This window comes from Pedobacter sp. MC2016-05 (genome assembly GCF_026239735.1).
Taxonomy (GTDB): Bacteria; Bacteroidota; Bacteroidia; order Sphingobacteriales; family Sphingobacteriaceae; genus Pedobacter.
This window is the reverse complement of the sequence record NZ_JAPIVT010000007.1, coordinates 170,780-194,632: the sequence shown is the minus strand read 5'-3', so window position 1 is coordinate 194,632 and position 23,853 is coordinate 170,780. Positions and strand designations below refer to the sequence as shown.

Below are 23,853 nucleotides of genomic sequence, written 5' to 3'. Positions count from 1 at the left end.
CCTTAACAAATTCCTTGCCGTAATATCAAAAACCCACTTTCAAGCCGATTGAAGCATGCTGGCTCTTAGAGAAAGAACTCATTCTTCTTGAAAAAGTAATCTAAAGTTCATCTATTCTGATTAGAAGCGGCGATCGATTATAAATTTTAAATATCTGGGGTGATAGTCAATACCAAATAAAATGATTAGTAGTAAAGCGTATTTAAAGAGATGTTGAACCTTCAGCACAAATAAATCGCCTTACTGATTTTTCAAACAATATTAAACTACTATAATTCAATAAGTTTTGCAAAAAAAGAGGACAATTACATTTGTTTCTGCTTTAATATTGCTTATTTTGCAACATTATTAATATAAAAGGTAGTTATCAAGACATATTAATAATTAAAATTATCCTTAAATTAACTTTCTTAATATGATTAAGCTTTTTGTCGGTGGTTTAGCAGATAATATCCAGGAAATGGATCTGGCAATTTTTATCAGCCTACATGGTAAAATTGAAACCATAAAAATTGTTAGAGATAGAGCAACCGGAAAATGTAAGGGTTATGCGTTTATAGAAGTGCTCAATCAATCAGATGCTAGCAATATTATTTCTATGCTAAATGGTGAAACATTTAAGGGAAATGTAATTACAGTGAAACAAAGCGCTGAAGAAGCACCAAAGAAAGTATTTAAGCCAAAACCTTCTGGTTCACAGCCTCAAAAAAGTAAAAGGCCAAGAATGCAACGTTAAAATTGCAGTGTTAAATTGATTACAGACAGAATAAATAAGGCCTATTTTATTTAAACCTTATTTATCACCTAAAATTTAATTCACCAACTCAGATCCATTATCTGTTTGTACCACGTAGGCATCAAGTTCCAAATTAAATCTCTGTTTGTAGTCTATTTTCGCCCGATCAATCAGTTCGTCAATAGCTTCATCTTCTACAATGTTGATGGTACAGCCTCCAAAACCGCCCCCCATCATTCGTGCGCCGAGAACAGCATTATCATTTTTTACAAGTTCTACCAGAAAATCAAGTTCAGCGCAGCTCACCTCATAATCTTTGCTCAGGCCTTCATGGGTTTGGAACATCAGATGACCTAAAGCGGCAAGATCGCCATTTGCAAGTTGATCAGCGGCTTTCACTACCCTTTCAATTTCCTCTACTACGAAGTTACATTTCTGGAAAACCTCCAAACTTTTTGGCTTTACGTATTGCTCAAGCATAGCCCGATTAACATCCCTTAAGCTTGTTACACCCGCAACAAATTCGCCTACCCAAGCTACCCCTTGTTCGCATTGCGATCTTCTGGTGTTGTATGCAGAGTCGGAAAGTGAATGTTTAACATTCGTATTTAATAAAACCAATTTATAGCCATCTAATTTCAAGGGGATGTAAACGTATTTCATTGAACGGCAATCCAGCATTACAGCATAGTCTTTTTTACCAAAAACGGAAGCAAATTGATCCATAATCCCGCAGTTCACGCCTGCAAAAACATGTTCAGCTTTCTGTGAGATTAGCGCCCTATCCATTTGAGAGATACCGAGGTTGTTGAGATAATCGATGGCAAATACGGTTGCACATTCTAATGCAGCAGAAGAAGACAAACCGGCTCCCAAAGGTACGTTACCATCCAGATAAAGATTAAATCCACCAAACTTATAACCTCTCTTCTTTAGCTGATCTGCAACACCTAAGATATAGTTAGCCCAGCCTTTGTCTGATTTTTCAATGCTTTCAATACTACAATTATGAAATTGCTGATAGCTTTCTGAATAAAGATGGATCTCGTCATCTATTCGTTTAGAAACAGCAACATAAATCGCTTTATTTATGGCAGCAGGCATCACAAAGCCTCCATTGTAATCGGTATGTTCGCCAATAATATTGATTCTACCAGGCGATTTTACAATTATTGATTCAGTATTAAAAGTTTTTACAAATGAGGCTTTTAAAGATTCTATGTCCATAACTATTTCTTTGTGTTTTGAATTGAGCGTATTTTCGTTAATCTAATAATAACAAAGCTATATATAATATATTAAATGTCAAAACGACAATTAATAATTTTATTAATATTTTATATTTTAGTGGAAATTTAAATCATCACCCGATAATTATTAAAAATGTTAGAATATTCTAGTCAACCTCATTATTTAGTCGCTGTAGATTGCATTGTGTTTGGATTTGACGGAGAACACTTGAAAATTTTACTCGTGAAGCGAGGCTTGCAACCAGAAATCAACAAGTGGAGTTTAATTGGAGGCTTTGTGGGCAGTAATGAAAGTCCGGATGAAGCTGCTCAACGTGTTTTAAAAAAGAATACTGGCTTGGAAGGAATTTACCTGGAACAATTGCAAATCTACGGAGAGCCTGCCCGCGACCCGATCGAGCGAACGCTTTCCGTTGGTTATTTTGCATTGATTGATATTAATAAATACAAAACGCAACTAAATGATGATTACCATGCAGAATGGTTTTTAATCAGTGAGCGACCTAGACTCATCTTCGACCACGACAGGATGGTTGCAGATGCGAGAGAAAAATTACGCTATAAAGCAGCCTTACACCCTATTTTGTTCGAAATGTTACCTAAAAAATTCACCATTCCCCAGTTACAGATTCTATTTGAGGAGGTAAATGATACCAAGATCGACACCAGAAACTTCAGCAGGAAGATCAGCTCAACGGGCTTACTGATTAAGTTAGAAGAAAAAGACAAATCCGGTTCTAAAAAAGGGGCCTATTATTTTAAACTGGATAAGAAAAAATATCAGGCAAACCTTCAGGCGTTTTTAAACCTGATTCCAAACCTAAAACCCCTTTAGTACTATCCCTTTAATACCGTTTTAAGATCATATCACTATTTTTGTAAATGCTTAAAATAGGAATAGCTGAAGATGATCCAAAAATTGCGGCGTTGTTACAAACTGCATTGGAAGAAAACGGCTATCAGATAAATGTTGTTTCCAACGGAATTGATGCGCTCGATCACTTCGGTCAGGAACAATTTAACCTGCTAATTATCGACATTATGATGCCGGGTTTAAGTGGCATCCAGGTTTGCAAACGCCTTCGCGAAAAAAAAATCCAAACTCCTATCTTGATGCTTACCGCTATGGGTACCGTTGATGATAAAGTTACTGGCTTAGATGCTGGCGCTGATGATTACCTGGTCAAACCTTTTCATTTAAAAGAACTGCTGGCCCGTGTTTCAGCACTTCTAAGAAGACAAACTTCTTTCGAAAATATTCCAAATCATCAACTTATTTTCGAGGATTTGACAATGGATACCTTAAGCAAAGAGGTAAGCAGGGCCGGGAAAATCATCGACCTCAGTGCCAAAGAATTTGTTTTATTAGAGTTGTTTTTACGAAATCCCAACCGTTTATTATCGCGTCGGTATATTTCTGAAATGGCCTGGGATATTAATTTCGATACAGGGACGAACGTAATAGATGTTTATGTTAATTTCCTGCGAAAGAAAATAGACAAAGACTTCGACAGAAAATTAATTCACACGAAAATAAACATGGGCTACATTTTTAAATAATGAAAATAAAAGATCGCATTGCGTTGTATTTTACTTTGATCAGCACTTCTTTGCTTTTCGCGGTGCTTTGCGTAGTGTATTTTACTTTCATGAAATTTCTGCAGGCTGATTTTTTTGAGCGCCTTACAGATAGAACAATGGTCACGGCGAAATTGTATCTGGAGGCCGACGAAATTAGCAGAGATGCCTTAAATGAGGTGCGGCATAAATACCTGCAAAAGTTAAATGGTGAAGTTACCCGTATTTACGACTATAAAAACCGGGCAACCTTTATTGGCGATTCCGCACAATATTGGACAAAAGCTACAATAGAAAAAGTTAGAAAAAACAAACGCCTAAAATATACCGATGGAGAGCGGCAGGTTGTTGGCATTTATTATAAGGATAATCAGGGCGATTTTGTTATCCTGGCTTCGGCAACCGACCAGGGCTCTCATGACAGGCTTGTAAAGCTTTTGAAAATTATGTTTTTTGTTTTCGTAATGATTTCCATTATCGTTTTGCTTTTGAGTAGATGGATTGCTGAAAAAATGCTGCAGCCATTAAAAAAGTTCATGACCGAAGTGAAGCAAATTGGCTTGAAAAACATGGAATTTAGAGTTGAAGAGCGCAACACTGAAGACGAAATCAGTCTTATCGCAAAAAACTTCAATCAATTGATGAACGAGTTGGAACAGGCTTTTATCCTTCAGAAAACTTTTGTAGCGAATGCTTCGCATGAGTTGCGCACACCTGTTACGAGGATGATGATGGCTGCAGAACTGGCGCTATCTAAAGAGCGTGATAGTGATTCCTATCAAAAAGCGATTCAATCCATGCTGTACGATGCGGAAAAGATGGACCATATTATTACAGGATTATTAGCCCTGGCAAAAATGGATGTCGAATTGATTCAGTCACAGCTTTCCCTTGTTCGGGTAGATGAGCTGTTGATAAAAATTCAGCAGGAATGGCAGCAGCAAAAAAATCTCGAGATTGAAATAATAAACAACTTGGCTAGCAAAAAACCCCAAGTGTTGGCAAATATTGTGTTGTTACAAATGGTGTTTGATAACATTATTTCAAATGGTTTTAAATTCTCCGACAACAAAAAGGTAACTTGTATACTGGAACGAAATGCTAAAAATCTAGTTGTCGAAATAAGTGATCAGGGAAAAGGAATTTCTGCTTTGGAGCAAGAAGAAGTTTTTAAACCATTTTATACCCGCTCTAAAGAATTAGGGAAAACCGGTGAAGGAATGGGCTTATATATGGCTCAAAAAATTATACACCTATTTAAAGGAAAAATTGAGATTTCAAGCTCAAGCACTCAAAAAAGTGCTTTTATTATTATCCTGCCTTTATTTTAATCCGCTTTTAATTTCGATTTAATTCCTGTTTAATTCGGCAAAGATAGTTTTGCCACATGATGAGAATAAGTATTTTTCTACTTTTTATAATTACTATTTCTACCAAGCTAAGCTTAGCACAAACTAACACTTTAAAGCTCAATTTGAAACAGGCCGAAGTTCTTTTTCTAAAGAATAATTTTGACCTGTTATCCCGTAATTACGAAATAGATGCCGCCAAAGCCGAAGTAATTACGGCAAAGCTTTTCGATAATCCGGAGCTTGAATACGAAAATCTTTTTTACAACCACGAAACAAAGAAATTCCTGCAAACATCCTTTAAGTATGGGCAATATGCGGCTTCAGTTTCTCAATTAATTAAACTCGCCGGCAAGCGAAACAAAAACATTAAGCTTGCCCAAACAGGCGTAAAATTGGCGGAACTGGAATATTTCGATTTGATACGCACACTTAAGTTTGAGTTACGCAATACTTTTTACAAGACTTACTTCTCCAACCAAACGATAAAGGTTTATGATGAACAGATCAAATCGACTGAAAGCCTATTAAAGGCTTACGATTTGCAGTTGAAAGTGGGTAATGTTGCACTAAAAGATGTAATCAGAATAAAATCATTAATTATTGGTTTAAAATCAGAAAGGGTAAACCTGCTGAATGATTTAGAAGATCATTACAAAGATTTAAGGTTATTGTGTGGCCTGGAACCCAATTCTTCCCTGGTTTTAGAACTTCCAGAAAAAGCGGAAAAGGATATTTCCTTAAATCAAATCCGCTATTCCAATCTGCTCGACTCTGCCAGAACACACAGGGCAGATTTAAAGCTTGCCAAAACTGATCTTGAATATAACGAACTCAATTTAAAGCTTCAAAAAGCAATGGCCATTCCTGATGTCGAAATCTCATTGGCTTACGATTTAAAAGGCAATTATCCGGAAAAATATACGGGTATTGGCCTCAAGATTCCTATTCCCTTATTCAATAGAAACCAGGGAGAAATTAAAAAGGCTAAAGTTGAAATTGATGCTGCTACTTCGAATATAAGAAAGCAGGAGATATTACTATCGAACGAGGTTTTTAACAGCTATCGCACTGCGTTGAGAAATGAAAAACTTTCTTTAGAAATCGATCCTGCCTTCAATGGCGAATTTGATAAACTGATCAATGGGTTAATCAAAAACTTCAGAGAAAGAAACATTAGTTTGATCGAATTCCTCGATTTATATGAATCCTACAAGGAAAATATCCTGCAAATAAACAATCTGAAATTCGAAAGAATGAGTTCGAGAGAGGAATTAAACTACGTTACCGGCACCAACATTTTTAACTAATTATTATGCAAACCATCCACAAAAATATCATTAAGGCACTTCTATTAATAGCAGTAAGTTTCGGCGTTTGCTGTAGTGATAAAAAAGCAGTGCCTCCATCTGAAAAATTCGCCATTACAGATTCGCTGTTGAACAGGCTTACTATCGACACTGTTCAGCAGGCAGATGGCAAAGCAGACATTATATTTTCTGCTAAAATCACAGCCAATGAAGATAGAAAATCAGAGCTCTTCCCCATGGTTAGCGGTTCGGTAAACCGAGTAAATGTGCATTTAGGTGACCAGGTTAAGGCTGGACAAATCCTGGCAACAGTAAACAGTGCTGAAATGGCTGGCTTTGATAAAGAAGTAATTGCCGCCGAAGCTGAACTTAAAACCGCAGATAGAACTTTTAAGCAAGCCGAACAACTTTATGAAAGTGGTTTATCATCGGCTAAAGAATTAGAAGAAGCGAAAAACGATTATCAAATTAAGAAAGCGGAGCTGAAAAGGGCCAATTCTGTTTTAAAAATAAACGGAGGTAGTAGCACGGGTTTATATGCCATAAAATCGCCATTGAATGGCTTCGTGATCGAAAAAAAAGTTAATGATAATATGCAGTTGCGTGGAGATAACGACAAAAGTTTATTTACAGTTGCTGATCTTTCTAATGTTTGGGCAATGATTAACATTTACGAATCGGATATCTCAAGAGTTAAAGCTGGCGATGAAGTGAATTTGTCGACCCTATCCTATCCGGAGAAAACTGTTAAGGGAAAAATCGACAAAATTTATAACCTGATAGATCAAGATAGCAAGGTTATGAACGCAAGGGCTATCATTGCAAATCCTGATTTTTTATTGAAGCCAGGTATGCTCGGTACGGTAAGGGTTTCAGCTAGTTCGGATGTAAATCTACCTGTGGTAAACGCTAGGGCGGTAATTTTTGATGAGAATAAAAATTATGTTTTACTATTAAGCAGCGATAATAAGGTCCGCATTCAAGAGATCGAAATTGGCCGCAAAACTGCCGACAAGATCTTTATCAGCAAGGGTGTGAAAGCTGGCGATCGTGTAATTGCGTCGAAACAAGTTTTCTTATTTGAAAACCTGAAAACCCAGTAAAATCCCTTCATCATCAAACTTTAATCATGAACAAATCCATTAAAAGTATCATCGGCTTTGCGCTGAAAAATAAATATTTTATATTTTTCGCCACGTTCATACTCGTCCTGGCCGGTTATTTTAGCTTCAAAAGCACCACAATAGATGCCTTTCCTGATGTTACCAATACCAACATTACTATTATTACGCAGTGGCCAGGCAGAAGTGCCGAAGAGGTAGAGAAATTCGTAAGTAGGCCACTGGAAATTGCGATGAATCCAACCGAAAAAAGAACCAGCATTCGTTCATCATCCTTATTTGGATTATCGATAGTTAAAGTGAGCTTTGAAGATGATGTTGATTACGCCGAAGCGAGGGTTCAGGTAAACAACCACCTGGATGAAGCCGATTTGCCTGAGGGAATCCAGCCTGAGGTGCAGCCGCCATACGGACCCACGGGAGAAATTTTTCGCTACACTTTAAGCAGTGATCAGAAATCGGTTCGGGAGTTGAAAACATTGCAGGATTGGGTGATCCAGCGTGAACTCCTATCCGTATCAGGCATTGCTGACGTAGTTAGTTTTGGCGGAGAGGTAAAAACCTACCAAATCACAGTTGATCCTCAGAAATCAATTCAATATGGCGTAACGGCTACCGAACTTTTTGAAGCTGTTTCAAAAAGTAACATCAACGTAGGCGGCGACGTTATTGTTCAAAGCGGGCAGGCATACGTGGTGCGTGGAATCGGTGTGCTCAACAATATAGATGAGATTAGAAACGTGGTAGTGGATAACGTAAACGAAACTCCGGTTTACGTAAAAACAATTGCCGAAGTTGCGGAATCGGCTTTGCCGAGATTAGGTCAGGTAGGTAGAGATTATGATCCAGATGTAGTTGAAGGTATTGTGGTGATGCGCAAAGGTGGCAATCCGAGTGAAGTAATTGCCCGTTTAAAAGAGAAAATCAATGTAATTAACGGCTCGATCCTGCCCGACGATGTGAAGATCAAGCCTTTCTACGACCGGGAAGATCTGGTTAACTATTCTGTACACACAGTAATGGGAAACATGCTCGAAGGAATCCTATTTGTTACGTTAATCGTTTTCCTCTTTATGGCCGATTGGCGAACCACGCTAATCGTATCAATCATCATTCCGTTAGCGCTTTTATTTGCGTTTATCTGTCTTAAAATGAAAGGAATGCCTGCAAATTTGTTATCTATGGGGGCGATCGATTTCGGGATCATTATTGATGGTGCAGTGGTAATGGTCGAAGGAATTTTTGTTACCCTGGATATGCGGGCAAAGAAACTGGGCATGGATCGTTTTAACAAAATGAGCAAGCTCGGGTTCATCAAAAAAGCATGTATGGAAAATGGTAAGGGAATCCTTTTTGCCAAACTGATTATCATTACGGGCTTGTTGCCGATCTTCACTTTTGAAAAAGTAGAGGGCAAAATGTTTTCTCCACTCGCCTGGACACTGAGTTTTGCGCTGTTAGGTGCGCTTATTTTAACCTTTACATTGGTGCCTGCGATGGCGAGTGTATTGCTGAAGAAAAATGTAAAAGAAAAACATAATGTTTTTCTGGAATGGATGACCAAAGCCACCCTAAAATTTTACGATACCTGTTTCAGCAATAAAAAATTGGTTTTTTCCACCTCTATTATCGTGTTGCTGATGGGCGCAGTTAGCTTTAAGTTTTTAGGCACAGAATTTCTGCCGAGCTTAGACGAGGGCTCTATTTACGTTCGGGCAACAGGGCCGCTGAGTATTTCTTTAGACGAAACCAAAAAGCTTTCTAATGATATGAGAAAGATCTTTTTAAGCTTTGAAGAGGTTAAACAGGTCATGTCGCAAACTGGCCGACCGAACGATGGTACCGATGCAACGGGATTTTACAACATGGAATTTCACGTCGATATTTATCCACGGAAAGAATGGAAAAGAGAACAGAGCAAAGAGCAACTGATTGAACGGATGCAGGAGAAGCTCAAAACATTTCCAGGCATCAGTCTCAATTTTTCGCAACCCATTTCTGATAATGTGGAAGAAGCCGTTTCCGGCGTCAAAGGATCTATTGTGGTAAAAATGTTTGGTGAAAACTTCGAATTCATCGAACAGGAAGAAGAAAAAATTGAAAAGATTTTAAAAACAGTTGAGGGCATCGAAGACCTCGGAATTTTGCGCAATCTTGGTCAGCCAGAGTTACAAATTAACCTCGATCAAAAGAAAATGGCACTTTATGGGGTGAGCACTGCTGATGCAAATGCGGTTATCGAAATGGCAATTGGCGGTAAAGCAGCCACGCAAATTTATGAAGGTGAGCGAAAGTTTGACCTTATTATTCGCTATCCAGAAGATTTCAGGAATGATGAAAGTTCGATCTGCAAACTAAGGATACCGACTTTATCAGGTTCAAATGTACAACTTGGTGAAATATCGAGCATCAGAAAAATTACCGGACCGAGCATGATTTACCGCGATAAACACAAACGTTACGGCGCCATTAAATTTTCCATCCGTGGTCGAGACATGGGCAGCGTAATTGCGGAAGCACAACAAAAGGTAAATGCACAAATAAAGCTTCCTAAAGAGTACAAACTAGAATGGGCTGGAGATTTTGAAAATCAGCAACGAGCCATTTCCCGATTATCGCAAGCCATTCCAGTGAGTTTGTTGTTAATCTTCTTCATTCTGTTTGTCCTTTTCGGAAATATCAGAGATGCTTTGCTGGTATTAAACAATGTTCCGTTTGCCATGATTGGTGGAATTTTAGCTTTGTTGTTTGCGGGAGTAAACTTTAACATTTCTGCAGGTATCGGCTTCATTGCTTTGTTCGGCATCTGTGTTCAAAATGGAGTAATTCTGATTACCCGTTTCAAAACCAATATCGCCGAACTGAAACACCATGAAACCTGGACATTTACCGATGCTATGAGAGATGGTATTGCAAGCAGATTCAGACCAGTTTTAATGACTGCTTTAATGGCAGCGATTGGATTGATGCCCGCTGCTTTATCTATAGGAATTGGGTCTGAAGCTTCGAAACCCTTAGCCATTGTTGTAATTGGAGGTTTAATTACCAATACACTTTTCAACCTTTTTGTTTATCCGATTGTATTCTATTGGTCGTACAAAAAGAAAGTTGAAAAGGTTAATCCTGCACATGCATAAAAGCACAAAGCCTTTCGGAATCCGAAAGGCTTTGTTGATTAAAATAATTTTTATTGTGGTGGCTTTGTACGGCTAATCGCAAATAAACGGTTGTTTGTCCGCGGTGGTGCGTTTTGATGTTCAAACCCGTTTTCAAAAGCTTGTTCTCTTGATAGCTCAAGGCGATCAAAAAGTTTCACTTTTTCATTCAATTGTATGGTGCTTATCTTTTTAATAGCGGCAATTACAAAATCGTAACTATCTAAAACATTTTTGGTAACGGCAACTTTAGTTTTTTAGCTGTTTTTTTCCAATTCATCCATTCCTGCTGGAGATTTTGTACCTAATGCAGCCGCTGTAAAAACATCGTTATCTGCTGCTAAGTGTAACATTTGATCGGCAAAAGACCTCATTTCTGGTGTTGGCTTAAGGTCATAATCTTTTTCGGGCATGGCATCCAAATACTCTTTTGTGTAAGCTTTTGCGCTCCCATTCTTTTACTACATCTGTAGTAGTAGTTTGTGCTTTTGCATTACCGAGTACAGCAACTAGCAAACAAGCTGGTTAATAATTTTATTGTTTTCATGTGATTTGGTTTTATCGATGTAAAATTAACATTTACAATCTGATATTTAATTGGCTGATGGCAATGAAAAGAATATGTTTTTATCAATAATTGAATAATATTATTTAGTTTAGAACAAACAGCCTCAACACTTTATGAATTTTCCAATTGTCATAAATCTCACACTTATTAACAATCGACCTTGGCTTATAATTTTATTTTGTCTTTTTTCAAGTGCAAAAATTTGCGCTCAAAATCAGGTTATCAACATAACTGCAGATAGCATAAACACTAAGAATTTCGAGTTTAACCTCAATAAATCTGCATGGACTTTCATACCCGATAGTAGCCAAAAATGGAAAAATCCAGAAGTTAAAGACAGTTTATCGGCGAAAGTTAACCCGTTATTCAATACAAAAAATATTATTGGAGGATGGAAAGGAAGTGGCTGGTTTAGATTGTGGATTGCCGTAGATAGTTCGTTGATTGGAAAAACACTGGGGCTAAGAATCAATCACGATGGTGCATCTGAAATTTATTTTGATGGTGTTTTTAAAACAAGGTTTGGACAAATAGGAACGACAGCAACCGATACAAAAGCCGAAAGAGCACCATTTGAAGTTATTCCATTCGAAGTAACCGACAACAAGCCGCATTTAATCGCCATAAAATATGCCAATTATAACCCAATCTATCCTGATTTTGTAGGTTTTCAAATTTGGACAGGAGAATACACTGAAATGCAGGCAATCAACAAGAAAAACAAAGGTCTTTTCGAATACATGTTAATGCCTATTGCAGTTCAGTTTGCATTAGGCTTACTTCATCTCTTCTTCTTTCTATTTTATCCTAAACAGAAATTAAACCTTTATTATTTCTTTTATTCGGTACTTTTTGCGGCAACTTCTTGGTCGGTTTGCATGTATAGTATTACATCGAACCCCGAAATACAAAAACTATCTGATCCTGTATTTTTTGTGAGTTCGATTATTGGCAAAGCCATATCGTGGGTTTTATTGTATAAGGTAGGCAACCTCACTATCCCAAAATGGAAAAGCATTGTAGTGGCATCTATAACCATTCTTTACCTCATAAAATATTTCATTTTTCCATATCACGATGGTTTCGATGGATCGGATATCGTCTTTTTGATCATTATGATCGATAGTCTTTGGAGATTGTTTAAAACCATTCGAAGTCAAATTCCTTATGCCTGGATTGTTGGAGTTGGCATGATTATGATTTTATTTTTCTACTTTTTTGTTGGCGCCGATGTTTTTAAATTGTGGCAAAACTATCCATTGCGATGCCTTACGATGGCTATTGGGCTACTCTCTTTTCCATTTTGCTATTCTATTTATTTAGCGCTTGATTTTGCCCGAACCAATCAAAATCTTTCTTCGCGGTTAATTGAGGTAGAACAATTATCAGCCAAAGCAATGGCACAAGAAAAGGAAAAGCTGGAATTAATTACCCAACAAGCCGAAAAATTGGAAATTACCGTTGCAGCAAGAACCTTCGAAGTACAGCAACAGGCAGATCGATTGCGAGAGATGGACGCAGTAAAATCGCGATTTTTTATCAATCTAACACATGAATTTCGTACCCCACTTACTTTAATTTTGGGTCCCGCAAAACAGATTATGCTAGATGGTAAATATTTAATGATTACCTCTTACGCGAAAACAATACTACAAAATGCAGAAAGATTATTGGGTTTGATAAACCAATTGCTTGATTTAAGTAAGTTGGAATCGGGCCAAATGCAAACCAAAAACCAAGATACAGAATTGGTTGCCATAGTGAAGCATAACGTTCTATCTTTTGAATCTTTGGCTCATGAAAAGAACATTCAATTGAATTTCAAGTCTGATTGGGAAAAACTTTGGTTATCAATTGATCAGGAAAAGTTGGAAAGAATATTGATAAATCTCATTTCGAATGCAGTAAAATTTACCAAACAGGACGGCAAAATAATTGTAAATATTTCCGAAGGTGAAGAAAGCGACTTTGAAATTAGCATCATGGATAATGGAATTGGAATTCCTGAAAGCAAGTTGCCTTACATTTTTGATCGATTTTACCAAGTAGATTCTTCTGATTCGAGAGCACATGAAGGTACAGGAATTGGTTTGGCCATTACAAAAGAGCTTGTAAATTTAATGGATGGTAAACTTTTTATCAGCAGTATAGAAAATGAAGGAACGACAATTAGAATTCATTTTAAGACCGTAACAAGCGAAAATATGGATACTGATCATTTCATTTCGTCGCCAGAAATTTTAAGTAAAGTAACCAATACCAATCAACCTGTCAGTATTCAAAATGATGGCTTACCCTTAATTTTGGTAGTTGAAGATAATGCTGAGATTCGAAATTACATTACACAGTTACTTTCCCATCGTTACAGGATAGAAACTGCTGAAAATGGATTGGTTGGCATTGAAAAAAGTAAAAAGTCCATTCCAGATTTAATTATTACCGATTTAATGATGCCGCAAGTGGATGGTTATCAGGTTTGTGCCACAGTAAAAGCAGAAGCTAAAACGAGCCATATTCCGGTAATTATTTTAACTGCAAAAGCAGATATCGATAGTCGTGTTGCTGGTTTTGAGCAAAATGCCGACGCTTATCTAAGCAAACCATTTGATCAAAGAGAGCTGCTCTCCATCATTCAGAGCTTAATTAATACCCGAAAACAGCTTCGCGAAGCTTATGGAAAAAACAATCTTTGGCTTTCCAACCATACTGATCTCCCATCAATGGAGAAAGTTTTTTTAGGGAAGGTTAAAAGTACGGTTGCACTACATTTGGATGATGAGCAGTTTAGCGTAGAAAAATTAGGAGTAGAAATTGGTTTAAGCAGAACACAATTACATAGAAAATTAATTGCTTTAATTAATCAAAGTCCAGGTGATTTAATCAGAATAATTAGAATGGAGCATGCATTAAAGCTGTTAAAAAATAAGGTTGGTACAGTTGCAGAAATTGCCTACATGGTAGGTTACGGAAACCCACAGAATTTTTCTACTGCGTTTTCGAAACATTTTGGTTTTAGTCCTAGTGAGGCGCAAAAAAATTAAATAAACTCTTTATTGGCCTCTTGCAACGTTTTCAGATCAAATTGCAACAACATCAAACTCAATTTTGCTACGCCTTAAGTTACTTTGTGGTATCAAATAACGATATCATTAAACTCAAGGTCATGAAAAAAAAATTAGCCTTTATTGCAATAGTACTTGCCATTTGCAGTTTCAAATTAATTGATGAACCCAACCCATTATTGGGAAAATGGGAATCCAAAACAGTTTATAAAGAAGGTCCATTATCGATTCTGTTGCTTTTCAGAGCGGATGGCACCTACGATGGATTTGCAAATAAAAAAACCTTCGTTAATGGAACCTATCATGTAAGCAAAGACACTATTTTCATTGCCGATCCCATTTGCAATTCAAAATATAATGGAAAGTATAAATTAACCATTTTTGGGGAACGAGATTCAGTGAAATTCGATGTGATTTCAGATACCTGTAAAGCTCGAGTTGCCGGTGCTAACGGTTTTACATTTAAAAGAGTAAAATAGTTAGATGACAATGAAAAAGCTTGGTTATTTAATTTTTATCTGCGCTTTTGTTAGCTTAACAGCACATTTTGGCTTTGTGGAGGCAGAACCAAAAACAACTGTTGAGTTAGGCAAGATTCTTTTCAATGACCCAATTCTTTCAAGCAATAAAAAAATCAGTTGTGCGAGTTGCCATAAAGAAGAATTTGCCTTTGCCGACACCGCTACATTAAGTTTGGGGGTAAATGATCAAAAAGGAACCAGAAATACGCCTTCATCAATGAATTTGGCATTGCAGGTAAGTTTCTTTTGGGATGGAAGAGCAAAAACTTTGGAAGATCAGGCATTAATTCCGATCGAAAATCCTGTAGAAATGAATCTTCCCATACCAGTGGCGATCAAAAGGCTGCAAGCCAATAAATTTTATCTCAATGCCTTTAAAAAGATTTTTAATGAGGAACCTAATCGGAAAAATCTGGCGCAGGCTTTAGCGGATTTTCAACGCACATTAGAAACCACAGATACACCCTTTGATGATTGGCGAATGAATGATAATCAGAATGCTGTAAGTGAATCGGCCAAAAGGGGGTTTTTGTTATTTAATGGAAAAGCAAACTGCGTTCAATGTCATTTCGGTCCCGATTTTAATAACATTGAATTTAGAGCAATTGGTTTGTTTGATGGGAAGAAATTGATTGACAGTGGAAGAGCTGTGGTTACTAAAAAACCATCCGACTTGGGGAAATTTAAAATCGGTCCGCTTAGGAATATTGCCATTACTGCACCCTATATGCACAACGGTATGTTTAATACGTTAAGGGAAGTTATCGATTATTATAACGATCCCGATAAAATTGTTCCGAATCCAATTTCACGAGATTCGCTCTTAGCCAAACCTTTAAACCTAACTGAAACCGAAAAAATGGATCTGGAAAACTTTCTGATTTCGTTGACCGATAAAAGGTATTTAGTTAAAAATTAAATAATCAATGCTCAAAAAAAAATGAGTTTGCACCTGCAAGCTCATTTCTTTTTTAATCCAGTTTCCAATCCTGTCTTTCAAAATGGCAGGTATAACCATAAGGAATCTTCTGAAGATAATCCTGATGATCTTCTTCGGCATTCCAGAAATCACCGGCAGGAACAACTTCTGTAACAAATTTTCCAGGCCATTTGCCCGAATTTTCGAGTTCCTGAATCAATTCAAGCGCAGTATTTTTTTGCTCCTCACTGAGATAAAAAATCGCCGAACGATAAGATGTACCTACATCATTTCCCTGACGGTTTTTTGTTGTCGGATCATGAATTTGAAAAAAATACTCCAATAATTTTCGATATGATATTTCTTCAGGATTAAATACAATTTCTATTCCTTCGGCGTGGGTGCCATGATTTCGGTATGTAGCATTCGGCACGTTGCCGCCAGTATAACCCACTACTGTTGAAATTACGCCTGTTTGATGACGGATCAATTCCTCTACCCCCCAGAAACAACCTCCTGCTAATATGGCTTTTTCAGTATTCATAATTATATTCTAATGTGTTATGTTATAAAATTGAACGGATTAAGCCGCCTTCTACACGTATTGCTGCCCCGTTTGTGCCAGAAGCCAATGGACTTGAATAATAAGTTACTGCATTGGCAATCTCACTTACATCCAAAAACCGTTGGATTAACGAAGTCGGACGCATATTTTTAAAGAAATCCTCCTCAACTTCGGCGATGGTGATATTTCCCTTTTTTGCTAAATCTTCAATAAAGCCTCCAACACCTTTTGATTTTGTGGGTCCAGGCAAAATTGAATTTACGGTAACATTTGTACCTTTGCTTAGCTCAGCTAAACCTCTGCTCACACCCAATTGGGCGGTTTTTGTCATTCCATAATGGATCATTTCATCGGGAATGAACACAGCAGACTCACTGGAAATGAAGATAATCCTACCCCAATTGTTTTCCAGCATCTTTGGAAAAATATGACGTGATAAACGAATTCCGCTCATCACATTCACTTCAAAAAAGCGAAACCAATCTTCATCATTAATTTCTTCAAATGATTTTGGTTCGAAGATCCCGGCGTTATTTATTAAAATATCAATCTGTGGCAAAGCAGCGATTAAATCATTCACCTCATCTACCTTTGAAAAATCTGCAGCAATTCCACTTACCGAGTTACTTCCAGTAGTTTTTTTCAAGTCTTCTACGGCAGTATCAACAGTATCTTTCGATCTTCCGTTGATAATTACATTGACCCCTTCTTTTAAAAAACTTTCGGCAATAGCATAACCAATACCAGCTGTTGAGCCGCTGATAAAAGCTGTTTTATTTTTTAGATTTAAATCCATTTTGTATCTCCTTTAAAAACGTAATAATAACAAATACGTATTGAATCTGTTTATGTGAAAATGCATATTGATGTAAAAATCAATTAGCTGATTTTGTAGCACTCGTTAAGGTTAGCAGATAAGGATAGAATGATAAGTAATTTTTGATACAATGCATTATTGGCAACTACTTCGCCGATGGACTGTTGATTAGATTCAAGTCTATTAACAGAACTTTCCGAACTTAAGTTTAGATTTAAATGGATCTCGTTAAATATTTGATCATTAAAATTTTGATTTACTCTTTCTCCTGATAAAAAGATAGAAGTAACCATAGCATTAATTTTATAAATGATCACCTGCAACTCGTAGAAGTTCTTCAAATCTGTTGACGATTGCTGAGGTTCCTGACTGGCAGATTCGATAGACTCAGACAAGCTTGAAAGGCTAAGGTTTGCATTCTTGCGTGCGAGTCTCGCCGTATTTTCACCCTGATTAGATTCCGTTGTGGCGATCATGAAGTACTTCAAGCTGGCATCTGCTGCTTCCTTTATCTTTTGATGTAGGTTTTTGCTATCCCAGATGGGAAAAAGATAAGTAGCCATAATCGCTATGGCACATCCGATAGCGGTATATAAGATTCTAGCATGCACAATATGATCAAAATGACCATGATAACTCCCTAAAGTAAGAATAACTGCAGGCGTAATAAAAAGCACGCTAATGGTATAATTGATTCTGTTGAAAGCATAAAAACCAAGCAGACAAATTGCAGAAGTACACAACAGAACTGCCGAACTTTTAATGATGTAAACCAACACCAAACCAATTACAATCCCCCCTAAACTGCCTTTGAGTCTTTGAAAATTTCGTTTCCAGGTGATGGAAAATTTTGGGCGGGCGACAATTACCAGGGTTAGAAACAGCCAGTAGCTATATTTACTATCTTGAAATTGACTGATTAAGATAAAACCAAAAAGAAAGCAAATCGCCATCCGCAAAGAAAAGCGAAAAATCGGTGATTTTAAAGTGAGATGATCACTTAAGGCAAAACGGTCGGAACTTAAAAAACGAGGAAAAGCAATTTTTTCACGACCAGCTTTGTGGTGCGCAGTAAAAGTTTGTTTATTACGAATGGAAGCTATAATACTGCTGATCTCGTCGACATTTGCTAAGACATTTTTGACAAATTCTGTTTGAGTTTCAGTAAGCGCTGGAAGTTTTTGGATCAAAAGTACTCTACTTTCTAAAAACCTGCTCACCTCTTTTGATGAACTTGGTCGATTATTCTTTGAACGGATCTGCTGCTCAAGCGCTTCAATTTCTTCTGCAAGTTCAGCTATCAAACTGGCAATCAACGGCAGCACATCAGTTCCCGCCAAGGTTTGCCTCACGTTTTCGTAATCAAAATGCACCGCGTTAAGTTGCTCATACAAATCAATAAGAAAGCCGGCCCGGGCCAGCAAAATTTGTCCGTTGTTATTCTCTGGATCCATTGCATAGCGATCAGTTAAAAGCAAATTCCGGATCAGTTCGTGCTTTTGATTAACACGAATATGAAGTTTGATGATCTCCTTTTGTTGATGATCCAGCGGGATACTGGGATCATAATTTTTAGCTTTTGCCTTTAAAAATTCGGCACTAGCCATCAGGCACTCAAAAATAGCATGATTCAACGAACGATACGGTCTGATGACTGTCTGAATCAAACTGATCATGTAATACCAAATTCCTCCAAGTAACATGTATCCACTAAAATAAATTGGCCGTGGCGGATGAAGCCCCATTACAAAGGCGCATACAATAAGCGACATGGTTCCTATCAAACCCATTTTTTGACCGTAAACACTTAGAAGTGAAAATGCGAAGGCCAGAAAGGTAATCACAAGGGCCTTAAAAATAGGATAATCTAACACCTGTGAAACCAAAAAAGTGGTAAATGAGAAAAACGCAAGACTTAATAAAGCCGTTCTAAACTTATTAAAACGGTTATCGGGCAAATCTGTTAAACTAATGAGCAATGCACCTACGCCAATACCGGTTGCAGCTTCCCTATTTCCAAGATAAAAGAAAAATATAATCGGAATGATCACTGTGAGCGTGGTGCGCAGCGCATCTGAAAAATATTCTCCAAGAAAAAAATAGGTGATAGATGAAATTACTCGTTTGCCTTTAGTAATCAAGATGAATATGGATGATTTGTTAGTACCGCAAAGGTAAGGGATCAAAGCAATTTATTAGTCAGGAATGTGTGTTTATAGCTGACAAATTTAGCTTTTCCGATTTCTAAATCTATTACTGTACCGAAATGCTATTGAGCCAACTTTATGGGTTCACGCAAATTCTTATCATCTACAACAAAACCTGCATCGCCAATGAAAAGTGCTGCTTTTGTATTTCCACGATGCTGATCTACATCAACACCAATTACTTTGAAATTGTAATAAGCGGCAATATTTTGTTTTGTAATGGTATGACCAACAAAAATCTGTTTTGCCCCAAACTTTTTCAACGTAGAATCTACAGTGGAAACGGCTACATTATTTTCACCGAAATATCCTCTAAACCAAAATGGGCCTTTGCTACTCATTAACAATGTACCTTCATCATTTAATTGTTTAGTTGGCATACCGTAAAATGCTCTACATCTCTTGTTAAGCTGTGCCAAAGTTAAGTCTGCCGCATTTATTTCCGGAGATATACCAGCATGCAAAAATAAACGATTTCCAATCTTTTCTACCGCATTTTTGCTCCTCAGCCACTTTCCAATTTCGGTGCTTTCTCCAATTAAATCACCATACGCAACTCCAAATAATTGAGCTGAAGCAGGGTACTTGCTGGCTAAATAACGTAAGTCACCAGCCATGTTCATCACATCATGGTTCCCCAATAGTACATGCAAAAAGCCACCCTTCTCTATTGCATCTGCCTCTAATCTGTAGAGCAACCATAAATATGGAATCACGTCTCTACCTCTATCAAACAGGTCGCCACAAATTACTACATGTGCTTTACCAAAAATCCAGTTATAGTTTACGTCCATCACTTTATTGGCGATCATTAGCGCTCTGAACGCTTCAAATTCTCCTTCGATATCAGAAAGAACTAAGAGTTTATCTACCGATTTATAACTTGTTGCTGGTATAGAAATAGATTTACGAAGGCGAAATTTGAAATTCCAATCTGGATTAGCTGCGAAAGAAACGGGGATTGAATCCGTTTCTTTCAAGGTATCGATCTTGACGACATCGTTTACAACTGATCGGGAAATAACTTTATTGCCTTCTTTAACTAGATAAGGACCATCTTGTTCCATTTGTGCACAAGAAGAAAAACAAATTAACAAGCCGATTAAGGTAAAGGCGTATTTAAGCATGGTTTTAAATATGAAAGATCAGAAGATTTTTTAAATACAATCTGCCAAAAGGTAAATAATAGACTCGTAATTTTTCCCAACCGCCTCAGACATTGCTATTTCGCAGGTTTTACCAGATGAATAATAACCTTCATAGTTGTCTTTTTTTACTTCTGTTGCCTCAGGCAGTGTAGCGGAAGCCGTAAGTTCAGGGAAAAGAAATCCACGATCGCCGGCCATTCCGCAACAACCCGAATGAACAGGTAGCAGCACTTCATCAGCCAGTTGCTGGGCGATCTTTACAAACTTACCTTCTAAACCCATTTTTTGTAAGGAACAGACCGGATGAAGCGCAATCTTGTTTTTCTTACGTACCACATTTGCCCTTGGCAATAAATAATCCAAAATATAATCTACACTATCAATTATGGTTAAAGCATCATATTTAACTTTGTTATCCTCAGTTAAAGAAGGGCGACATTCTTGAAGCGTATAAGTACAGGAAGTAATGTCTAGAACAATCGGGTTCTTGCCACCCTCACTCCACTCCCATAATCTATTAACCGTATCATTCACAGTATGTTTGAACGCCTCATTAAAACCTTTTGATGAGAAGATTTGCCCGCAACATGTGTTCTGAATATTTTGAGGAATATGGAAGTTGATATTTAGTTTTTCGGAAACCTGAAGAAATGTTTCGATAATATTTTTTTGATCCGTTACGGCTCCACCCATGGTCCTGCTGATGCAGGTTGGGTAATAAACTACAGCTGGCGCATCACTAACATTTGATTTTGATATCCTGCTTCCTTTTGCATGGGTCGGTTTTATTTGGTTCGACCAAAGCGGCACTCCAGGAATTATCTTTCTGGCGCCCTTGGTTAAGTTAGTCATGGCGTTTGCACCAAATACCGAATTCATTCCGGAAGCAACTTCAATGCCGAATTTAACAATAGAAGTTACCGGCTTAAAATTTTTGGCAACCATCAGGGCCAGCCCGTTAGCAAATTTGCTATGGCTTTCTCTTCTCAAACGCTTTATTAATGAACCTGTATTAATATCCACCGGACAAGCCGTTGCACAAAGGCCATCAACGGCACAGGTTTCCAGTCCGTCATATTCATACTCCTTAAGAAGCTCCTTGTAAGTAGCGTTATCGTTATTTCGCTTTAGCTTAAGTAACTCACGTCTCACTACGATCCGACGTCGAGGGGTTAAGGTAATATTTCTGCTCGGACATTTGTATTCGCAAAAGCCACATTCCATACACTTATCAACCTCCTCTTCAACCTTAGGTAGATCTTTTAAGTTTTTGATATGAGCATGTTTATCTTCATTAATGATTACACCAGGGTTTAGCAGATTTCGCGGATCAATCAGTTGTTTCAACGCTTTCATTACCTCGTAAATTCCCTCACCCCACTCGGTTGCAACAAAGGGCGCCATGTTCCTTCCCGTTCCATGTTCTGCTTTAAGGGCACCTTTATATTTTTCAGTTACCAGTGTAACCACTTCACGTAAAAAACGATCGTAACGGTCAATTTCAGTCGCTGTTTCAAATGCCTGCGTTACTACAAAATGAATATTTCCATCTTTAGCATGGCCGAAAATAATCGCGTTACTATACTCATACTTACTAAACAGCGCTTGCAAGTCTAAAATAGCATTTCCCAATTCAGCTACAGGCACAGCAATATCTTCCAGAATTACGGTTGTACCGCTGGCCCTAACAGAACCAACAGAGGGGAACATGCCTTTTCTGATCTTCCATAAAAATGCCTGCTCAATAGGATCATTAGTAAACTCTGGTGCCAGCATAAGTTCAAGCGCATCAGCAACGGCAAGAAATTGTGCTAATTTAAAATCAATAGCAGCTTGCGTATGATCCTGATACTCGACCAAAAGTACTGCAGCCTCCTCTGGTAACGACTTGAGAATTGCGGGAACACCTTTAATATCTTCAACAGAGCGGAGTGATGCCCGATCCATCAGCTCCACAGCTTCGGCACCAGAATGCGTTAGTGGAACAATTGCATTACAAGCAGCATAAATATTTGGGAAATACAGTAAAGCTGTGGTTTTCAAAGGATAATCCGGTACCGTATTAAGTACTGCTTCAGCAATAAATCCTAGCGTACCTTCCGCTCCAATCAAAATATGGGCAAGAATATCCAGCGGATGAGCATAGTCGATAAAGGCATTTACCGAATAACCCACCGTATTTTTGGTTTTATATTTATTTCTGATGAGATTGAAAATTTCCTCATCAGATGTGATTTGCTCTTTTAATGCCGAAATGCCCGAACAGATGTCTTTACACTCGTTTTCAAAACGAACATAATCATCCTTCTGCTCCGTTGAATATCGCTTACCATTCGGTAAAACAAAGTTGATATACTTAATGGTGTGGTAAGAATTTTTGCTAACGCCGCAGCACATTCCGCTTGCGTTGTTAGAGAGTATTCCACCCATCATGGCGGAGTTAATACTGGCCGGATCTGGCCCAATTTTTTTAGAGTATTTTTTTAGCTCTGAGTTGACGACTGCGCCAGTCACACCTGGATACACACGAACCTGCTCGCCACTGTTTTCTACCCGAACCAGATTCCAGTATTGACTTAAATCGACCAGAATACCATCAGAAACCGACTGACCTGATAAACTTGTACCCGCAGCACGAAAAGTAATCGGAACGTTATACTGATGGGAAAATCCGAACAACGCGATTACTTCATCTATAGAAATAGGCTGAACAACTGCTTTTGGTCTTAAGTAATAAAATCCGGCATCAGAGGCGTATGAAACCAGATCAATTAACCTGGTTTTGATTCGGTCTTCAGCAATTATTTTGCTAAGCAATTTTCCAATCTCGTTCATCTTTAATTCACAATAGTCTTTCTAAAACAAAGATAGTTTAAACTATCAATCAGGTGCAACAACAAATTCCACGATTGGTAACAATATGAAGAGGAAATCCGAAAACTAAAAAGCTGCAGAAAACATCCGTTATTCTGCAGCAGTCTATCATTAACTATTATTTAAAATCTTTCTGTTATTTCTCCGCAATCACCTCTCCACAAGTCAGCATATTTTTAGGGTAATAAGGATTTGCGATTTTCTTTTCATCGCTCACCCATGTTGTTCCCATCATAGGGCATCTTTGCTGATAAAGAACAGTGTTTGCTGGTATATACTTTTCGATATTCGCCCAAAATTGAGTCGACAGCTTTTCCATCAGCTTTCTCTGCTCGTTGATAGATGGAGCAACAGTGATACTATCTGCAAGTGCTTTAATGCTTTGTCTGGCAACTGTCGCAATGTTCATCTCCTCTAACGTCAGTTTTTTAAACTTAAATAACGTAAGTGAATTAGAGAATTCTTTGGCAAAAGCAGCTGTTTTTTTCTCATCAGAAAGCACGAGGCTATTTTTCATACCCAAATAATTTGCGATCAATTGCTTTTTAAGTAATTCCCTTTTCTCTGCCAGTTCTGGCGTAGCTACTTCTTGTGCCGACGTTTTTACCTGGGCAGTTGCCGAAAAGCCAAAGGCAGCAATAGAAAGCAAACCTGTTAAAATGTATTTTTTCAT

18 protein-coding genes are annotated in these 23,853 nt (G+C 37.7%); 10 read left to right on the top strand and 8 right to left on the bottom strand.

Annotation, left to right across the window (positions count from 1 at the left end; all coding sequences use genetic code 11):
- Positions 1-415 precede the first annotated feature (415 nt).
- Positions 416-736: an RNA recognition motif domain-containing protein gene (locus OQZ33_RS11815; RefSeq protein WP_056849966.1), complete on the top strand. Its 321-nt coding sequence runs from the start codon at positions 416-418 to the stop codon at positions 734-736.
- 75 nt (positions 737-811) lie between these two features.
- Here the strand turns inward: OQZ33_RS11815 and galK are convergent, their stop codons facing one another.
- Positions 812-1,963 carry a galactokinase gene (gene galK, locus OQZ33_RS11810; protein ID WP_265799232.1) on the bottom strand — a complete coding sequence of 384 codons (1,152 nt, stop codon included), beginning with the start codon at positions 1,961-1,963 and terminating at the stop codon, positions 812-814.
- Between the two features lie 156 nt (positions 1,964-2,119).
- Between galK and OQZ33_RS11805 the strand changes: the two genes are divergently transcribed.
- From OQZ33_RS11805 to OQZ33_RS11780, 6 genes are read left to right on the top strand one after another with little or no spacing between them, the layout of a single operon-like run.
- Complete coding sequence (locus OQZ33_RS11805) at positions 2,120-2,821, top strand: NUDIX hydrolase (RefSeq protein ID WP_265799231.1); 702 nt, start codon at positions 2,120-2,122, stop codon at positions 2,819-2,821.
- A 47-nt stretch (positions 2,822-2,868) separates the two neighbouring features.
- Positions 2,869-3,546, top strand: a complete 678-nt coding sequence (locus OQZ33_RS11800; RefSeq protein WP_265799230.1) for a response regulator transcription factor — start codon at positions 2,869-2,871, stop codon at positions 3,544-3,546.
- Positions 3,546-4,895 (top strand): HAMP domain-containing sensor histidine kinase, encoded by a 1,350-nt coding sequence (locus OQZ33_RS11795; RefSeq protein ID WP_265799229.1) that lies wholly within the window; start codon positions 3,546-3,548, stop codon positions 4,893-4,895. The genes OQZ33_RS11800 and OQZ33_RS11795 overlap by 1 nt, the downstream gene beginning before the upstream one ends.
- A 56-nt stretch (positions 4,896-4,951) precedes the next feature.
- Positions 4,952-6,223 (top strand): TolC family protein, encoded by a 1,272-nt coding sequence (locus OQZ33_RS11790; RefSeq protein ID WP_265799228.1) that lies wholly within the window; start codon positions 4,952-4,954, stop codon positions 6,221-6,223.
- 5 nt (positions 6,224-6,228) lie between these two features.
- On the top strand, positions 6,229-7,326 hold the full coding sequence (locus OQZ33_RS11785; RefSeq protein WP_265799227.1) for an efflux RND transporter periplasmic adaptor subunit: 1,098 nt from the start codon (positions 6,229-6,231) through the stop codon (positions 7,324-7,326).
- Between the two features lie 26 nt (positions 7,327-7,352).
- The gene (locus OQZ33_RS11780; RefSeq protein WP_265799226.1) at positions 7,353-10,481 is read left to right on the top strand and encodes an efflux RND transporter permease subunit; all 3,129 of its coding nucleotides are present in this window, start codon (positions 7,353-7,355) and stop codon (positions 10,479-10,481) included.
- Positions 10,482-10,756: 275 nt separating this feature from the next.
- Here OQZ33_RS11780 and OQZ33_RS11775 read toward each other — a convergent pair whose 3' ends face one another.
- Positions 10,757-10,912: a hypothetical protein gene (locus OQZ33_RS11775; protein ID WP_265799225.1), complete on the bottom strand. Its 156-nt coding sequence runs from the start codon at positions 10,910-10,912 to the stop codon at positions 10,757-10,759.
- Between the two features lie 268 nt (positions 10,913-11,180).
- On the opposite strand from OQZ33_RS11775, the gene OQZ33_RS11770 reads away from it, so the two are divergent.
- The 3 genes from OQZ33_RS11770 to OQZ33_RS11760 all read left to right on the top strand — a co-directional run bounded on the left by OQZ33_RS11770 (position 11,181) and on the right by OQZ33_RS11760 (position 15,569).
- The gene (locus OQZ33_RS11770; protein WP_265799224.1) at positions 11,181-14,108 is read left to right on the top strand and encodes an ATP-binding protein; all 2,928 of its coding nucleotides are present in this window, start codon (positions 11,181-11,183) and stop codon (positions 14,106-14,108) included.
- Between the two features lie 122 nt (positions 14,109-14,230).
- Positions 14,231-14,608, top strand: coding sequence for a hypothetical protein (locus tag OQZ33_RS11765; protein ID WP_265799223.1), 378 nt, complete (start codon positions 14,231-14,233; stop codon positions 14,606-14,608).
- Positions 14,609-14,618: 10 nt separating this feature from the next.
- On the top strand, positions 14,619-15,569 hold the full coding sequence (locus OQZ33_RS11760; protein ID WP_265799222.1) for a cytochrome-c peroxidase: 951 nt from the start codon (positions 14,619-14,621) through the stop codon (positions 15,567-15,569).
- A gap of 52 nt (positions 15,570-15,621) precedes the next feature.
- On the opposite strand, the gene msrA is transcribed toward OQZ33_RS11760, so the two are convergent.
- From msrA to OQZ33_RS11730, 6 genes are all read right to left on the bottom strand, one after another.
- Positions 15,622-16,113: a peptide-methionine (S)-S-oxide reductase MsrA gene (msrA, locus tag OQZ33_RS11755; protein ID WP_265799221.1), complete on the bottom strand. Its 492-nt coding sequence runs from the start codon at positions 16,111-16,113 to the stop codon at positions 15,622-15,624.
- A gap of 22 nt (positions 16,114-16,135) precedes the next feature.
- Positions 16,136-16,930 carry an SDR family NAD(P)-dependent oxidoreductase gene (locus OQZ33_RS11750; RefSeq protein ID WP_265799220.1) on the bottom strand — a complete coding sequence of 265 codons (795 nt, stop codon included), beginning with the start codon at positions 16,928-16,930 and terminating at the stop codon, positions 16,136-16,138.
- Positions 16,931-17,013: 83 nt separating this feature from the next.
- A complete protein-coding gene (locus tag OQZ33_RS11745) occupies positions 17,014-19,092 on the bottom strand; it encodes an FUSC family protein (protein ID WP_265799219.1) in 2,079 nt (692 codons plus the stop codon).
- A 128-nt stretch (positions 19,093-19,220) separates the two neighbouring features.
- A complete protein-coding gene (locus OQZ33_RS11740) occupies positions 19,221-20,285 on the bottom strand; it encodes a metallophosphoesterase (RefSeq protein ID WP_265799218.1) in 1,065 nt (354 codons plus the stop codon).
- Positions 20,286-20,315: 30 nt separating this feature from the next.
- Entirely contained in the window at positions 20,316-23,141 is a 2,826-nt protein-coding gene (locus OQZ33_RS11735) for an FAD-binding and (Fe-S)-binding domain-containing protein (RefSeq protein ID WP_265799217.1), read from the bottom strand.
- A gap of 175 nt (positions 23,142-23,316) precedes the next feature.
- Entirely contained in the window at positions 23,317-23,853 is a 537-nt protein-coding gene (locus OQZ33_RS11730; protein ID WP_265799216.1) for a DUF3347 domain-containing protein, read from the bottom strand.

Excerpts from the sequence above, each read along its gene's own strand:
- OQZ33_RS11815 (WP_056849966.1), top strand. The coding sequence starts at position 416 with ATGATTAAGCTTTTTGTCGGTGGTTTAGCAGATAATATCCAGGAAATG.
- galK (WP_265799232.1), bottom strand. The coding sequence starts at position 1,963 with ATGGACATAGAATCTTTAAAAGCCTCATTTGTAAAAACTTTTAATACT.
- OQZ33_RS11805 (WP_265799231.1), top strand. The coding sequence starts at position 2,120 with ATGTTAGAATATTCTAGTCAACCTCATTATTTAGTCGCTGTAGATTGC.
- OQZ33_RS11800 (WP_265799230.1), top strand. The coding sequence starts at position 2,869 with ATGCTTAAAATAGGAATAGCTGAAGATGATCCAAAAATTGCGGCGTTG.
- OQZ33_RS11795 (WP_265799229.1), top strand. The coding sequence starts at position 3,546 with ATGAAAATAAAAGATCGCATTGCGTTGTATTTTACTTTGATCAGCACT.
- OQZ33_RS11790 (WP_265799228.1), top strand. The coding sequence starts at position 4,952 with ATGATGAGAATAAGTATTTTTCTACTTTTTATAATTACTATTTCTACC.
- OQZ33_RS11785 (WP_265799227.1), top strand. The coding sequence starts at position 6,229 with ATGCAAACCATCCACAAAAATATCATTAAGGCACTTCTATTAATAGCA.
- OQZ33_RS11780 (WP_265799226.1), top strand. The coding sequence starts at position 7,353 with ATGAACAAATCCATTAAAAGTATCATCGGCTTTGCGCTGAAAAATAAA.
- OQZ33_RS11775 (WP_265799225.1), bottom strand. The coding sequence starts at position 10,912 with ATGCCCGAAAAAGATTATGACCTTAAGCCAACACCAGAAATGAGGTCT.
- OQZ33_RS11770 (WP_265799224.1), top strand. The coding sequence starts at position 11,181 with ATGAATTTTCCAATTGTCATAAATCTCACACTTATTAACAATCGACCT.
- OQZ33_RS11765 (WP_265799223.1), top strand. The coding sequence starts at position 14,231 with ATGAAAAAAAAATTAGCCTTTATTGCAATAGTACTTGCCATTTGCAGT.
- OQZ33_RS11760 (WP_265799222.1), top strand. The coding sequence starts at position 14,619 with ATGAAAAAGCTTGGTTATTTAATTTTTATCTGCGCTTTTGTTAGCTTA.
- msrA (WP_265799221.1), bottom strand. The coding sequence starts at position 16,113 with ATGAATACTGAAAAAGCCATATTAGCAGGAGGTTGTTTCTGGGGGGTA.
- OQZ33_RS11750 (WP_265799220.1), bottom strand. The coding sequence starts at position 16,930 with ATGGATTTAAATCTAAAAAATAAAACAGCTTTTATCAGCGGCTCAACA.
- OQZ33_RS11740 (WP_265799218.1), bottom strand. The coding sequence starts at position 20,285 with ATGCTTAAATACGCCTTTACCTTAATCGGCTTGTTAATTTGTTTTTCT.
- OQZ33_RS11735 (WP_265799217.1), bottom strand. The coding sequence starts at position 23,141 with ATGAACGAGATTGGAAAATTGCTTAGCAAAATAATTGCTGAAGACCGA.
- OQZ33_RS11730 (WP_265799216.1), bottom strand. The coding sequence starts at position 23,853 with ATGAAAAAATACATTTTAACAGGTTTGCTTTCTATTGCTGCCTTTGGC.